This is a genomic window from Vibrio sp. A1-b2, from assembly GCF_021726015.1.
Lineage (GTDB): Bacteria > Pseudomonadota > Gammaproteobacteria > Enterobacterales > Vibrionaceae > Vibrio > Vibrio diazotrophicus.
In genome coordinates this window covers 158,076-173,330 of sequence record NZ_JAKKCI010000001.1, presented here as the reverse complement: position 1 = coordinate 173,330, position 15,255 = coordinate 158,076, and the positions used below count along the sequence as shown (strand labels likewise).

Annotated in this window: 16 protein-coding genes; 7 read left to right on the top strand and 9 right to left on the bottom strand. The window is 44.5% G+C overall.

Annotated features, from left to right (window positions below; genetic code table 11):
- Positions 1-34: 34 nt before the first annotated feature.
- Positions 35-424 carry a DUF2750 domain-containing protein gene (locus L3V23_RS00770; protein WP_102965959.1) on the top strand — a complete coding sequence of 130 codons (390 nt, stop codon included), beginning with the start codon at positions 35-37 and terminating at the stop codon, positions 422-424.
- Here the strand turns inward: L3V23_RS00770 and L3V23_RS00765 are convergent, their stop codons facing one another.
- From L3V23_RS00765 to pspF, 7 genes are all read right to left on the bottom strand, one after another.
- A complete protein-coding gene (locus L3V23_RS00765; RefSeq protein WP_102965958.1) occupies positions 425-1,213 on the bottom strand; it encodes a DUF2927 domain-containing protein in 789 nt (262 codons plus the stop codon).
- Positions 1,201-1,989 (bottom strand): ATP-binding cassette domain-containing protein, encoded by a 789-nt coding sequence (locus L3V23_RS00760; RefSeq protein ID WP_042482082.1) that lies wholly within the window; start codon positions 1,987-1,989, stop codon positions 1,201-1,203. Before L3V23_RS00760 ends, L3V23_RS00765 begins: the two co-directional genes overlap by 13 nt.
- Complete coding sequence (locus tag L3V23_RS00755; protein WP_042482085.1) at positions 1,986-2,981, bottom strand: oligopeptide/dipeptide ABC transporter ATP-binding protein; 996 nt, start codon at positions 2,979-2,981, stop codon at positions 1,986-1,988. Before L3V23_RS00755 ends, L3V23_RS00760 begins: the two co-directional genes overlap by 4 nt.
- Entirely contained in the window at positions 2,981-3,868 is an 888-nt protein-coding gene (locus L3V23_RS00750; protein ID WP_042482087.1) for an ABC transporter permease subunit, read from the bottom strand. The genes L3V23_RS00755 and L3V23_RS00750 overlap by 1 nt, the downstream gene beginning before the upstream one ends.
- On the bottom strand, positions 3,855-4,817 hold the full coding sequence (locus L3V23_RS00745; protein ID WP_042482089.1) for an ABC transporter permease subunit: 963 nt from the start codon (positions 4,815-4,817) through the stop codon (positions 3,855-3,857). The genes L3V23_RS00750 and L3V23_RS00745 overlap by 14 nt, the downstream gene beginning before the upstream one ends.
- Positions 4,817-6,439 carry an ABC transporter substrate-binding protein SapA gene (gene sapA, locus L3V23_RS00740; RefSeq protein ID WP_102965957.1) on the bottom strand — a complete coding sequence of 541 codons (1,623 nt, stop codon included), beginning with the start codon at positions 6,437-6,439 and terminating at the stop codon, positions 4,817-4,819. Before sapA ends, L3V23_RS00745 begins: the two co-directional genes overlap by 1 nt.
- 260 nt (positions 6,440-6,699) lie before the next feature.
- Positions 6,700-7,701 carry a phage shock protein operon transcriptional activator gene (gene pspF / locus L3V23_RS00735; RefSeq protein WP_102965956.1) on the bottom strand — a complete coding sequence of 334 codons (1,002 nt, stop codon included), beginning with the start codon at positions 7,699-7,701 and terminating at the stop codon, positions 6,700-6,702.
- 251 nt (positions 7,702-7,952) lie between these two features.
- On the opposite strand from pspF, the gene pspA reads away from it, so the two are divergent.
- Genes pspA through L3V23_RS00715 form a run of 4 tightly spaced genes read left to right on the top strand, consistent with a single transcriptional unit; the run spans position 7,953 to position 9,868 of the window.
- A complete protein-coding gene (pspA, locus tag L3V23_RS00730; RefSeq protein ID WP_102953034.1) occupies positions 7,953-8,624 on the top strand; it encodes a phage shock protein PspA in 672 nt (223 codons plus the stop codon).
- 29 nt (positions 8,625-8,653) lie between these two features.
- Entirely contained in the window at positions 8,654-8,887 is a 234-nt protein-coding gene (pspB, locus tag L3V23_RS00725) for an envelope stress response membrane protein PspB (protein WP_102941718.1), read from the top strand.
- A complete protein-coding gene (pspC, locus tag L3V23_RS00720) occupies positions 8,880-9,269 on the top strand; it encodes an envelope stress response membrane protein PspC (RefSeq protein ID WP_042482100.1) in 390 nt (129 codons plus the stop codon). The genes pspB and pspC overlap by 8 nt, the downstream gene beginning before the upstream one ends.
- Positions 9,270-9,304: 35 nt before the next feature.
- The gene (locus tag L3V23_RS00715; RefSeq protein WP_102965955.1) at positions 9,305-9,868 is read left to right on the top strand and encodes a DNA-3-methyladenine glycosylase I; all 564 of its coding nucleotides are present in this window, start codon (positions 9,305-9,307) and stop codon (positions 9,866-9,868) included.
- Between the two features lie 103 nt (positions 9,869-9,971).
- Here the strand turns inward: L3V23_RS00715 and L3V23_RS00710 are convergent, their stop codons facing one another.
- Positions 9,972-11,177 (bottom strand): cystathionine beta-lyase, encoded by a 1,206-nt coding sequence (locus tag L3V23_RS00710; RefSeq protein ID WP_102965954.1) that lies wholly within the window; start codon positions 11,175-11,177, stop codon positions 9,972-9,974.
- An 81-nt stretch (positions 11,178-11,258) separates the two neighbouring features.
- Complete coding sequence (gene cls, locus L3V23_RS00705) at positions 11,259-12,713, bottom strand: cardiolipin synthase (RefSeq protein WP_102963334.1); 1,455 nt, start codon at positions 12,711-12,713, stop codon at positions 11,259-11,261.
- 348 nt (positions 12,714-13,061) lie between these two features.
- Here cls and L3V23_RS00700 point away from each other — a divergent pair, with 348 nt between their 5' ends.
- Together L3V23_RS00700 and L3V23_RS00695 are read left to right on the top strand one after the other, a co-directional pair.
- The gene (locus L3V23_RS00700) at positions 13,062-14,396 is read left to right on the top strand and encodes a sodium-dependent transporter (protein WP_102965953.1); all 1,335 of its coding nucleotides are present in this window, start codon (positions 13,062-13,064) and stop codon (positions 14,394-14,396) included.
- A 161-nt stretch (positions 14,397-14,557) separates the two neighbouring features.
- Positions 14,558-15,253, top strand: coding sequence for a TIGR01621 family pseudouridine synthase (locus L3V23_RS00695; RefSeq protein WP_102953040.1), 696 nt, complete (start codon positions 14,558-14,560; stop codon positions 15,251-15,253).
- Positions 15,254-15,255: the final 2 nt, after the last annotated feature.

Here is a 15,255-nt window from a genome sequence, read left to right as displayed (position 1 = left end):
GAAACTGCTGTGGGCGTTTTGTTTGGAGGCTAATATGTCCAATGCGTTAACCGCAGAACAAATCGCGACAATTAATCAGTACGACCAAGAGCAGCGCTTTAAATACTGCATTAAGGAAATTGTAGCGAATCAGCAAGTGTGGATTCTAAAAGACGAACACGGTTGTGTGATGCTCAATACTGAAGATGACGATTGCGTGCCAGTATGGCCAAATCGCGAGTTTGCCGAAGCTTGGGCAACTGGTGAATGGAGCGAGTGTGAAGCCGAAGCGATTTCATACAACAAATGGCGCAGTCGTTGGACAAGCGGCCTAGAACAAGATGACTTGTCAGTGGTTGTTTTTCCAAACGAAAGCGAAGAAGGTGTTGTGCTGTTTCCTGACGAGTTTGATTTTGAACTCGACAAGCAGAACGCTCGTCGCTAATTAGCGAAACCACTGATAGAGTGGTGATGACTGAGATTCTTTAAGGGCCTGCTTTAGCAGGCCTTTTTGTTGATACTGGTTTATTAATTTTCTGAGCACAGGGCGAGCCTGTGATTCGGTCATGCCGGTTTTTAACTCTGGCTCATAGAGTAACTTCAGCAAAACTATATCCAGAGGTGAGAGCAAATCTTCGGGTGTTTTATCGTTAAAAATCGAAGGGTAGGCGAATTCAGAGTCGTTAGGCAAACCGAGAGTTTGCGTAATTTCCTCGACAATACAAGCTAGGAGTTTTCCGTGGCTGCGTGCTTGGTCTACAGGGATGACCACAGTTGCAGAGATAATCTCATGGGTCTTCGGGTTTGTTTTGTAGCCAGCTTGGCATACGGCGCCAAACATATGTTTGGCAGACTCTTTACCCATCTCACGCTCAACATCTTCACCCCAGTTTTTCTGTTGGGTGAAAATCCAAACGACGTTGGCTTCTTGGCGTGTTTGTACTCGGTAGATAGGGTGGCCAATGATTTGATTTAGATGTTTGATATGCGCATCGGCCAGCTCGTCATGCAAGGCTTGATCACCGACTTTATGCTGAATCCAGATTTTGATGGGTTGTTGCCACTTTACTAATGGTTTCTTACCCACTGAATATTCATTTCTCAGAGCCACATGAATAAAGGCCCGTTCTACGAATGAGGTGTCTTGCCAGTTATTCTGAGCAATAACTTTGGTGCTGGCGAGCAGCACCAGAAGAGACGATAGGACGATACAAACTCGGCCTATTTGAAGCATGGTGCCTTATTGAAATGGCTCTCAATCATACGTTGAGTAATAGGGTGCTGTGGTTCAGACAACACCTCCAGCGTATTTCCGGATTCAACCACTTCGCCTTCGTGCATAACCATCACTTTATCTGTGATGTGTTTAATCACACCGATATGTTGTGAAACGTAGATAAACGATACGCCCATCTCTTCTTGCAGTTCTAAGAACAAGTTGATGATCTGCGAGCGCATAGCCATATCCAAACCATTCAGAGCTTCATCCGCGATGATGATAGAAGGCTGCAAGATCAGAGCTCGCGCAAGACACACCCGTTGCTTCTGACCCGTTGCTAGCATCTGCGGATAAAAGTAGGCGTGCTCCGGCAGTAAGCCTACTCGGAGCAATGTCTCTTTGACGCGTTTTTCTCGCGCTTCCGGTGGCATACTGGTATTTCGTTTTAGCGGGCCTTCCAAAATGCGACCTATTTGGATACGAGGGTTGAGCGACGTGTTCGGGTCTTGGAAGATCATTCGTATCAGCTTACAGCGTGTTGAATAATCTTTGTGCTCCAGCAATTCGCCGTTAACGCGAATTTCTCCACCAGTAGGTTCAATCATTCCCGCCAGCATACGTGCAAGAGTGGATTTACCAGAACCATTTTGCCCGATAAAGCCGATGGTTTGACCCGCTTCAAGAGTGAAACTGACAGGTTTAACTGCTTCTTGTACTTTCTTACGGAAAAGACCAGAGCGCGTTACAAAGTTCTTTTTAAGGTCACTGACTTCTAATAGTGAAACGCTCATGATTTTTGCTCTACGTTAAGAGGGAAGTGACAGGCAAACTTATGGTTCTTAATGATCTGACTTCTCGGTACTTCAACACATTGTTTCTTTGCGTATGGGCAGCGAGGACCCAAACGACAGCCAATGGGTAAATGCTGCAATGGAGGAATGGAACCGGGCAGAGAATGTAGCTTCTGTTTATGCGGAATCCAGTCACTGAAATCCGGCATCGCTTTGAGCAATGCTGATGTATAAGGGTGTTTTGGCTCAGTGAGAATTTTGTTGGTATCAGCAGACTCGACCGATTGACCACAGTACATTACGGTAATGCGATTCGCCCATTGAGTAATAGTGGTTAAGTCATGGCCGACAAGCAGAATCGAGGTATTGTTGACCTGATTCATACGACTCAATAAACGCAAAATTTGCGACTGCGTAATGGGATCTAAGTCGTTGGTTGGTTCATCCGCAATAAGCAACTTGGGTTTGGCAGCAATCGCCATTGCAATCATAACTTTTTGACATTCACCATCGGTCAGTTCATATGGGTAGCTTCCCATCAGACGCTTATGATCTTTGATGCCTACTTTGTGCAGCAACGCCACTGCTTGCTTGTGACGCCAAGTGAAGCGTTGCCACCATTTGCCTTCAAATGTGCGTGTCGGGATAGATTCTATCAACTGCTTGCCCACCTCTTCAGAAGGGTCCAGACAGGTTGATGGCTCTTGAAAAATCATCGCTATATCGCGGGCAATGACACGACGTCTTTCTCGTGGTGTCAGTTGCAGTAAATCAATATTCCCCAGACGCATGCGGTCTGCGGTAATTCGCCAGTTGTCTTTACAAACACCGACAATCGCTTTCGCGACCAAACTCTTACCAGAGCCGGATTCACCCACTAGGCCACGAATTTCACCTTCGTTAAGGGTGAGGCTCATGCGATCGACCGCTTTAACGAGGCCTTGTGGGGTATCAATTTCAATAGTCAGATGACGAATATCTAATAATGGCATTATTCGACTCCTGCATTTAATGCTTGGCGTGCGCCTTCACCGACAAGGTTGATCATTACGACGGTATACATGATCGCGAGGCCGGGTAGGGTCACTGTCCAAGGCGCAAGGTAGATAAGTTCTACAGAGTCACCCAGAATAGCACCCCATTCAGTACTTGGCGCTTGTGCTCCAAGGCCCAAGAAACCTAATGCTGTTATATCAAGAATAGCAATAGACAGCGCCATAGTAACTTCTTGAGCAAGCATTGGCAGCGTATTGGGCAAAATTGAATGCCATAACAGGTACACGTCGCTCGCGCCATCAAGACGGGCCGCCATGATGTAATCTTTCTCTACTTCACTGTGCACGGCGATATAAACGGAACGTACAAACCTTGGAATCAGAGCGAGACAGATAGCCAGCAATACGTTGAACTCACCAAAACCAAGAAAGGCTACGAAAATAATCGCCAGCAGCAGTGATGGAATTGACATTACTGTGTCTAGCAGGTGGTTCAGAATACTGGACAGCAGGCCTTTCGTCATTCCCGCAAGGATACCGATAAGACAGCCAACAAATGCAGCAATAAAGGTAATGATGACCGAAGCACCAAAAGTGAGCTGAGAACCGTCAATAAGACGTGACAAGATATCGCGACCTAAGTCATCTGTGCCTAGGAAATACTCAACTGAACCTGACGGGTCCCAAGAAGGTGGCATTAAAAGGTGGCCACTTTGACCGTGCGGATCATGAGGCATTAACCAAGGAGAGATGAGCGTGATGAGGATAATTAAACCCAAGCTCCAGAGCCCAAACATAGCGAGGCTATTGGCTCTGTAGCTACGCCAAAAACGTTCAAACTGAGTGGGAATGTGCTCTTCCTGATAAATATTATTTGTTAGCATACCATTCCTTTCTCACCAGAGGGTTGATCATCGCGCCGATCAAATCCGATAGGATATTCGCGGTTAATACTAAAGAACCCACTGCAATTACTCCCGCCTGAATAGACATGTAGTCTTTATTTGACAATGCATCAAGCAACCAACGACCAATGCCCGGCCAGTTGAAAATCGATTCAGTGATGATAGCTAAAGTCAGCATGCTCGATAGCTGAACACCAAATTTTGGAATAATAGGCGGAATCGCATTACGCAATACGTGTTGAGTAATGATTTTGTAATAGGACAAACCTTTAATTCGCGCTGCACGGACGTAGTTCTGAGACATGACATCTGCAACAGAAGAACGCATCAAGCGAATAACCTGAGTGGTCGGAGCTAGTGCCAGCACAAAACAAGGCAATATCATGTGTTGAAATACGCTATGCAGGATGTTGGCGCTATTAACGCCTTTGGAGAAGAACGCATCAATAAGAATAAAGCCAGTAACTGGTTCTACTTCATACAATAGGTCGTAGCGTCCTGAGACAGGGAACATGCCATAATGCAGCGAGAAGATCATGATCATCATCAGGGCTATCCAATACAGCGGAGCCGAGTAACCCATCATCGAAGTAAAGGAGATAATAGTATCAATCCATTTGCCTTGCTTCATGCCTGCAATGGTACCAATCGGTAAACCAATAAAGAGAGAAAGTAAAAAGGCAATCAAACATAGTTCAAGTGTTGCTGGGAAGACTTTAACTAACTCAGAGGCAATATCAACACCACTCTTCGTTGTGCCAAAATTGAATTGAGAAAGCTCGCCTAAATACATCCACCAACCGCGCCAGAAATCCTGAATTGCCCAAGGTGATTGGGGTTCAAGACGCATCAGGCTGTAACCCACCAAAGTCAGGATCAGTAGAGTGATGATAAACAGGTTGAAGCGACGTACCGTATAGATAAACATTATTCGGTAATCCTCTTCACGTTATTAAACGGTTCGACACTGAACGGGCTTAAACGAAAACCAGTTAACGTTTTGTTATACGCTTTAAATTGCATTCCGTGCGCAATCGGAATGACAGGAAACTCTTGGTTCAAAATGGTTTGTGCCTGTTTATAAAGATTGAGTCGATATCGAGGTCGATCAACTTCTAACGCCAAATCGAGTAAGAAATCGAAATCACTGTTACACCACATAGACGCATTAAGCCCTGCACGGTTTGCTCCACATGAAAGCAGTGGGCGCAAGAAATTATCTGGGTCACCGGTATCACCTGTCCAGCCTCTTAGAAACAGGTCAATGTGACTCTTCTCCGCCAACTGAGAACGGTTGACATTACTTTCAGTAATCAGGTGTAGAGTGACGCCAACATCCGCAAGATTCGACTGAATCATTTCTGCCATTTTACGGGGGCTCGGGTTATAAGAACGAGGCTCAATAGGCACAGACATCGACAATTCAAGGCCATTGGCATAACCAGCATCTCTTAACAAACCAAGCGCGTAATTACGGTCATAACGGATTTGGATATCGTCCTTCTGATAAGCCCATGAACTTGGTGGCAAAATGTTGTAAGCAATACTGCCAGTGCCGTAATACACAGAATCAAGGATGTTTTGACGGTTGATAGCAAAGTTTAACGCCTTACGCACACGTACATCATTCAGCGCTGGATGCGAGGTGTTAACAGCAATAAAAGCCACGTTCATCGCTGGCTTAATCGAAAGATCGATATTGCCTTGCTTTTGAATAACAGGTATTTGGCTGGAAATTGGGAAGCTCAACACATCACATTCGTTACGTAAAAGTTTGGCTAACGTGCCTGTACCACGTTGTGAAATATCGAACACCACCTGCTTCATAATAGCAGGGCTATTCCAATATCCTTCATGGCGACGCAAACGAACTAAATCGTTGACTTTAAACTCATCAAGGAGGAAAGGTCCGGTACCAACTGGAAAATCGTCGATATTGTGTTTTTCGTCTTTAATCTGCAGTTGCTGCCCATATTCTTCTGACAAAATAACCGCATGAGTGGTTGAAATGTTTGATAAAAAGCTATTGTCAGGACGGCTAAGAGTGAACTTTACTGTTTGGTCATCAACGGCGATGACACTTTTCAAAAGACTGCGAAAGTTAATACCTGCAAACCAAGGATAGTTGCCATTGCTTACGTAGTGGTAAGGATGCGTCGGATCAATGATGCGCTTAAAGCTGAAGACTACATCTTTGGCATTCATTGTACGAGTAGGGGTGAACCAAGAAGTAGTATGGAAATTAACACCAGTATGTAAACTAAACGTATATTCTGTCCCGTCTTCGCTGACTTGCCATTTCGTCGCAATGTTTGGGATGGGAGAGTGTGTATCCGGATCAAGCTTCAACAGCGTATCGTACAACTGCGGACTTAATGCTTCAGAAGTAATACCACTATCGACTAATTGAGGATTAAAGGTACTAGGGCTGCCTTGACCACAATAAACAAAACCGCTTTGGCGGATTTTTGTATGATCAATTTCTTCTCCACAGCCAGCAAGAAGGCTTAGTCCGCATAATCCGAGCGTGATTCGTAATAAAGTGTTCATATAGAAAAACAGTGTGGGAAACGAAGCAAAGTAACTATTCCATTAAAGTAGAAAGCGATCTGTTGTCGATAAGCGCTAAAAGTAGCAATCACGTTTGCCTCAAAATCCTGCTAATTTACCATTCTTTCGGGTGTTAAACCAAGAAAAAGGTTACTGCGTATACCCAAGTAACCTCACGATGCTTGTTCAGCGAGAATTAATTCCCTCTTAGGCAAGGCACTGATTTGAATACATAGTTATTCTACGTAGAAAATATAGGGTTATTCATTTTTTGTGAGTTGATACTTTCTCATCAGCCCTCGAAATTGATGATAGCTTAATCCGAGCGACTTAGCGGCTTGTCTTTGATTAAACTTGGCAAATTTTAGCGATTCATTAATGACATATTTATCTTGTTGTTCCTGCCACTGTTTGAAATCCATCGGGAATGCAAGCTCAGTTTGGTTTTCTTCTTGCTTGGGGAGTGTCGCAGAAGGTTCTTGAGTTTCTTCTTGCCAATGTTTTTGGAACGGATCAAAAATCAATGAATCGATAGGGGAGTCAGCAGTACCGTGTTGATATACCGCTCGTTCTACCACGTTTTTAAGCTCTCGAATATTGCCGGGCCATGGATATTTCGTAAGACTTTGTATTGCTAGAGGTGTAAAGCCAGCAAAGAAAGACAGTTCGAGTTCTCGGCACATACGAATAGCGAAATACTCAGCGAGTAGGCCAATGTCTTCTTTCCGCTCCCGAAGTGGCGGAAGGTGAATAACATCAAATGCTAACCTATCGAGTAGGTCAGCTCTAAAGTCGCCCTCTTGTGCAAGCTTTGGTAAGTCTGCATTGGTCGCACACACTAAGCGTACATTGGCATTGAGGGCTTGGTTACCGCCGACACGTTCATATTGTCCGTATTCGATGACCCGCAACAATTTTTCCTGTACCGACAATGGTGCTGTGGCGAGTTCGTCAAGAAACAACGTACCGCCTTCTGCGCGTTCAAAGCGGCCTTGGTGCCTGCCTTTCGAACCCGTGAAAGAGCCAGACTCATGGCCGAAAAGCTCGGAATCGATTAAGCCTTCGCTAAGTGTTGAACAGTTGAGTGAGATTAACGGCTGGTCCCAACGTTTTGAAAGATAGTGCAAACGCTGGGCGATAAGTTCTTTACCTGTACCGCGCTCGCCAACGATAAGAACTGGACGCTCAATCGGTGCTAAACGAGAGACTTTATCCAGAACGGCGTGAAACGCTGGGGATTCCCCAATTAAATTTTGTTGCACAGTTATCTCTCTTTATCCATAACAAGACGTTATCGGTCACCGCATCTGTTTCGCTAAGTAACGGATGAAATAGTTGGTGAAATTTACCAACTGTTGGTTAAATCGTTTATAGCATAGTCCTGTCTTTTTAGTAATTCAATGTAAGCTACTGAAAAATAAAGCCATGAAAATTGGCATGGAACTTGGAGTACACAAGAGGTAACTAGGCTGTGACAGGTTTGAACAGCGAATGGATAACTAAGGAGTCAAATATGGGCATTTTTTCTCGTTTTGCAGACATCGTAAATTCCAATATCAGCGCTTTGCTGGATAAAGCGGAAGATCCTGAAAAAATGATTCGTCTCATTATTCAAGAGATGGAAGATACGTTGGTGGAAGTTCGTACTAATTCCGCCAAAGCGATAGCAGATAAAAAAGAACTCGCACGTAAAGTAGCAAGTATCGATGATCAAATCGAAGACTGGCAAAACAAAGCTACGCTGGCATTGAACAAGCAGCGTGACGATTTGGCTCGCGCAGCTTTGATTGAAAAGCAGAAGTTGCAATCAGTTCTGAAAAGCTTACACACGGAACAAACCTTAGTAGAAGAAACCATTGATAAACTCACTGGCGAAATCACTAAGTTAGAAAGCAAAATCACTGAGACTCGCGCGAAGCAACAGGCGTTGGCTATTCGCTCTCAGTCGGCGGTAAATCGTCGTAATGTGCAACGTCACTTGCATACTAGCCGTACCGAAGAAGCAATGTCGAAGTTTGAGCAATACTCACGTAAAGTGGATGAATTAGAAGCAGAAGCGGATCTTTACGCTCAGTCTGCGCAAGGTAAGTCTCTTGACCAAGAGTTTGCAGAACTTCAAGCTCAGGATGAAATTGAGCAAGAACTGGCAAAACTTAAACAGCAAATGAAACAAGATCAGCAGTAGAACAATAAAATAAATAATAGGAGTAGACTATGACCTCAGTATTTTTTGCTGGACCACTCATTGTCTTTCTGATTTTTGTCGCCCCACTATGGCTGCTTCTACACTATCGCAGCAAACGAAAAGTGGGCAGCGGACTTTCTTCAGAAGACTATGAAACGCTGCAGCAGCTTTCGGAAAAAGCGAGTGGCTTGCAGTCGCGAGTAGAAACACTTGAGCGGATTCTGGACGCGGAATCTCCAAATTGGAGACGTAACTATGACTAGCCGAGAATTATATCGCGACCCAGTAAATGGCAAGATAGGTGGCGTGTGCGCTGGTCTGGCGAACTATTTTGGCTTAGAGGTATGGATTGTTCGCATACTGGTTATCTCTGCAGGGCTATTGGGTGGCGGCTTTTTGATTGTATTAGCTTACCTAGCATTAATGTTGATGCTAGAGAAGCAGCCTTATCAATACGAGCAAAGCGTCAAGTCACAACGCGAACACACGTTGAAAAGTAAGCCGTGGGAGCAAGGTCAAACCCCTGGTGCATTGCTCAATACTTTGAATGAAGACTTAACTAAAGTAGAAAAACGGGTGCGCAATATGGAGGCGTATGTCACTTCAGACGCATTTAAAGTGAATCGAGAATTCAATAAGTTATAATCCACCCATTGAGCGGAATAACAAGGAACAATTGCATGTCAGATAAGGCAGATAACACGTGTGCATGGGCAATGAAAAATCCACTAGAGCGAGAGTATCATGACGCAGAATGGGGTGTTCCTGTGCATGATGACGTTAAGTTGTTCGAATTTATCACTCTAGAAGGCGCACAGGCTGGTTTAAGTTGGATAACGATTTTGAAGAAGCGAGAAGGCTATCGCCAAGCGTTTGAAAATTACGATATTAACCAGTTAGCGCAGTACGATGAATCGCACGTTCAAAAGATTATCGACCAATTTGATGTGGTTAAGCATAAAGGGAAAATAGCGTCTGTGTTTTCTAACGCCCGTGCCGCGATTGAACTTCAGAAAGAGTTTGGTTCGTTAGATAAAGCGCTATGGCAGTTTGTCGGCGGTCAACCTAAAATCAACCATTGGCAGGATATGAGCCAAGTGCCCGTCTCTACAGAAGAGTCAAAAGCCATGAGTAAGTTTCTTAAGAAGCGAGGCTTTAAGTTTGTCGGCGAAACCATCTGCTACTCCCTCATGCAAGCCGTTGGCATGGTGAACGATCACCTTGAGCATTGCCCCAAAAAATAAGCGGTAGAGCAGATCATTGCAGTAAGAATCAGTAGCAATAAGAAAGAGCACTTAGGTGCTCTTTTGCATTTTTTCTTTGTTGCTTTTTGGGTAATGGTTACTACTAGGCGGTAACCGCTTGCTCCAAAATAACGGAGTTATAGCGAGCTAAGCCTGCTTCTAAATCTGCAATCAAATCGTTCACATCTTCCAGACCAATATGCAGACGAATCAACGTACCTTCAAAGTTAGGGTTTGCAACCGTACGCAGGCTGTTAAAGCTGTTTGGTTCATTGGCTAAAATCAGGCTTTCAAATCCACCCCATGAATAACCCATGCTGAAGTGTTTCATTCCGTCCAGTAGAGCGGTAGTTGCTTTAGGGCAGCTTGTCTTCAGCACAAATGAAAACAGACCGTTGCCACCAGTGAAATCACGTTTAAAAATTTCGTGACCAGGACAAGAAGGTAAACCCGGATGACGAACATGATCGACTTCTGGTCGTTCTGCAAGCCACTCAGCGACTTTAATGCTGCTTTCAGCATGCTGGCGTAGGCGAACATCAAGAGTGCGTAAACCCCGTAAACCTAGATACGCATCGTCTGGCGATACGCATTGTCCCATCAGGTAACTTTGCTCACGCAACTGAGGCCAGTACTTTTCAACGCACACTGCGGTGCCTAACATTACGTCTGAGTGACCAACGATGTATTTCGTTGCCGCTTGAACAGAGATATCGACACCATGATCGAATGGTGAGAAGTTCACACCTGCGCCCCAAGTGTTATCCAACACGACAATAATGTCATTCTCGTGAGCGATGCTGGATAGCAGTGGAACATCCTGAACTTCCATCGTGATTGAACCCGGAGATTCCAAAAACAGCATCTTAGTGTTTGGTTTGATGAGCGTTCGGATATCTTCGCCAATCATTGGGTCGAAGTAGGTCGTTTCTACGCCTAGCTTCGCAAGGATTTTTTCGCAGAAATCACGAGTAGGTTCGTAACAGGTATCCACCATCAAAACATGGTCACCTGTCCCAACAAAAGACAAAATAGTATTGCTTATCGCAGCGGTACCACAAGGGTAGAGCGCACAGCCAGCACCGCCTTCAACCTCGTTCATTGCTTCCTGAAAAGCGAAATGTGTTGTTGTGCCACGGCGTCCGTAAAACAGAGTTTTGTTAGCGCGGTTTGCGGTTGCGTGATTTTTTTCCGCAACGCTGTTAAACACAATTGTTGAAGCTCGTTGAACGGGCGGGTTAACTACACCGTTGGTCCATTTCTTATTGCGACCAGCGGTTACAAGCGTAGTTTTTTTTCCTTCTGCCATGGTTTGTCCTTGTTAAATGCATCGTTTGACTATTTAAAACATGGAGACATGTTTAAATGCAACCCTGCAAAGGCAAAAAGATCAAAGAAGTGGGTTAAACAGGTAGAAGACACGTTCGAGGAACCGATGCCCGAGGGGACGTTTTTCCCAGTTCTCGTACTCAACTTGCTGAGATTGTTCCATATAGCCTTGCTGTAACCAGTACATTTCTTCAGTGAACTCTTGGTCGTCCACAGCCAGTGTTACCTCGAAATTGAGCCACAAGCTGCGCATATCCAGATTAACAGTTCCAACCAAGCAGAACTTTCTATCAATCACGACGGATTTCGTGTGCAGGAGGCCACCATAAAACTTGTGGATGGTGACGCCGGCTTCCAATAGTTCGCCGTAAAAAGATCGAGATGCCCATTGAACCATAAAGGAGTCATTCTTCATTGGAATGATTAAGTCGACTTTAATGCCTCGTTGCGCCGTCATTTTTAAGGTTGATAGCAGGTCAGCACTTGGCACGAAATAAGGTGTCGTAATGCACACAGACTCGTTCGCTTGGTTGATAGCTAAAGTTAAAACCTGAGAAATTAGATTTTCGGGCATCCCTGGGCCGGAAGGAACAACCTGAACAGGGTGTTGAGGTAGAAGCGGGTTTATCTGGCATTCAGGTTGTGGCGGAAGTTCACGTATTCCGGTTTCAACTTCCCAGTCCCAGCAATGAATGGCAGAAAGTACATTTACTGTTGGGCCTGTTACCCGAACCATAATGTCAATCCACTGACCGACACCAGAATCTTGTTTGAAATAGGCAGGGTCAACCATATTCATCGAACCGGTATAAGCCACTTTGTTATCAATAACGATGATTTTTCGATGTTGGCGAAGATCGAGACGACGCAGGAATATACGCCACGGGCTCACTTCGAGAGCTTGAATCAGTTGAATACCTGAATCTCGCATCATCTTTTCCCAATGACTGCGGAAAAAACGAGGGCTACCAGCGGAATCTAAAAGTACTTTGACATCAACACCTCGTTTCGCCGCCTGAATGAGTGCGGAAGCAACGGAGTCGGCTAATCCACCCGGATGCCAAATGTAGAAAACGATTCGTATTGTGGACTTTGCTTGTTCGATATCCTCAATGATGGAGTGAAGGATTTCGTTGGGTGAATTCAATAGTGACAAGGTGTTTCCCGATAACGCTGGGATACCCATTCGGTAGTTACACAGCTCATCAATCTTAGAAATATGTGCACCCATGGCTTCAGGCATGTGTGCCTGACAGGCATTTAAGGACTTAAACCACTCACCAAACGGAGTGAACATCTCTTTCGCTCTGTCAGCGCGCTTTCGTCCTAGATTCAGTTCACCAAAAAGGAAATAGCAAATCACACCCAGTATCGGCAGGATATAAATGACCATCAGCCAGGCCAAAGAGACACTAACTGCGTTGCGTTTAAGTACCACACGTATAGTGACACCGGCCACAAGGAACCAGTAGAGAGCAATGCCTGCGAGTGTTAAGAAATGATAAACCTTATCCATGAGTCACTTATATATAAAATACCTAGTGCTGATATTAAGTCGAAAGCATATGTGAAGAAAGAAATTAGCGTAAATGAATGTAAAAGATATGTAGATGGATGCTTTTTGATGCGCAGATGATGTAGGAATAAATTCTTACAAAAAGACCAAAAAAGCATCATTTAATCTATTAAATAGACATGAATGCCATAAATTAGTCTGTTCGGGCTTCCAATTTTATTCTCAAACTGTTTTACTTGCCACCACTTCGATATCTATTGATATTTTTGTTTATGTAAAATTAAATTTACACGCAAATGTAGCTATCGACAAACATATAATGCAAACACACACATCGGTATAAAAATTATGGCAAGTAGTTCTAGAGGGCAGTTCACCTCTCGATTTGGCTTCATCATGGCAGCAGCAGGTTCTGCTGTAGGCTTAGGAAACGTTTGGGGTTTCCCCACTCAGGCGGCCAGCAATGGTGGCGCGGTATTTCTTTTTGTTTATCTGCTTATGGTTTTCCTACTTGCATTTCCAATGTTAGTAGCAGAGCTCACCATTGGCCGTTATGGTCAGTCGAACTCAATCAGTTCGTTTAAATCTGTTTGGCCTAAGGGTAAAGCTGGCGCTATTTTGCTTGGTGTTGTCGGCTTAACCGTTGTCTCTTTGATTCTGGCTTTCTACGCGATCGTTGCAGGCTGGTTGATTGGCTCGTTCTTTGGCAGCGGCTTAACTCTGCTTGGGATGGACAGCGCGGCACATTGGCTCACCAGTTTTGGTACTGAACGCAATTTAGTACTGATGGTGTCATTCATGGCGATCACTATGTATGTTGTGCGTAGCGGGGTAGCCGATGGTATCGAAAAATGGTCAACCCGTTTGATGCCAGTATTGTTTGCTCTGTTCGCTCTGCTAACGGTTTACATCTTTACTCAAGAAGGCTCGATGGAAGGCCTGAAGATGTACCTCATCCCTGATTTTTCTCATTTCACGCCTTCTTTAATTGTGGGTGCGATGGGGCAAGCGTTCTTCTCACTATCTTTAGGTGTGTGTGTAATGACCACTTACGGTTCATACCTGAAGAAAGATACCAACATTCCAAAGACTGCGGCTCAAGTGGCTTTGATCGATACTGGCGTTGCATTTATCGCAGGTCTAGTGATTCTGCCTGCTATGTTTGTTGCTAAAAATCACGGTGTTGAAATCTTCTCTGAATCTGGCGATCTTTTGAACTCGGATACGCTTGTGTTCACTGTACTTCCAGCCATGTTCGATACCATGGGCGCGGTTGGTGCAATTGTCGGTGTCGTGTTCTTCTTACTGATGATCATTGCGGCGCTGACGTCATCGATTTCAATGCTAGAAGTTCCGGTTTCTTGTGCGACGGAAGAGCTAAAACAGAACCGTAATACAGCAGTACTTTGGATTGGTGGTTTGGTAACGATTGCCTCTGGTGTGATTGTTATGAACTTCTCAAGCCTATTTGGTTTGGTGATTCAATTCACGACGGTTTACTCACAGCCAATCATTGCACTGCTGATTACGCTTCTTGCAGGTTGGATTTGGAACCGCAACCAAGTATTGAATGAACTGAAGCAAGGCTACCCAGAAATTGAGAGTAGCTGGTTCTGGAAAATTTGGCCGACTTACGTGCGTTTCGTATGTCCGGTACTGATGCTGTTAGTGTTCTTCGCATAATCAGCTGTTCGCATCATTAAGATGTTTGATTTCATAAGGCCGCTTTTAGCGGCCTTTGTTTTATCTCTATCCTTTTATGTCTATCTGAAGGCGGCAACATAATGTTTTACTGACCTTTAGTCTCAGTTGAGTATAATGGCCGTCCATTATTGAGGGGCATCATGTTCGATATTCTATTTACTCACCCTGATTTTATCGTCATCAATAAGCATCCGAATGTTTCGGTACACAAAGATGATGGCGATACCATGCTGTTACAAGAAGTTGGCAAAGTCAGCGGTGATTCTCAGCTTTATTTAGTTCATCGACTCGATAAGATGACGTCAGGCATATTATTGCTTGCGCGTAATGCTCAAGCAGCGAGCGAACTTTCTCAAGCCTTTGCTCATCGTGATGTTGAAAAATTCTATTTAGCTCTTAGCAGTAAGAAGCCAAAGAAAAAACAAGGCCTGATCAGCGGGGATATGGAGCGCTCTCGTCGTGCTTCTTGGAAACTGCTTGCGACTCAGCAGAATCCGGCGGTGACCCAATTTTTCTCAGCCGCAGCAGAGCCAGGCGAGAGATTGTTTTTGTGTAAGCCTCACACAGGAAAAACGCATCAGATTCGTGTAGCGCTTAAATCGATTGGTTCAGCAATTGTAGGTGACCCTATTTATAACGCTTCCGATGAAGCTGACCGTGGATATTTACACGCCTTTGCTCTTAAGTTTATTTATGCTGGCGAAACCTTTCAGTTTCTCTGTGACCCAAGAGAAAAAGAGTACCTTGGGCAGAAATGGAACAGCGAAGTGGTGAGTCAAAACATCGAATTATGGTTACAACCTTGGTCACTTAACTGGCCAACAGTGAAAAAGTAATA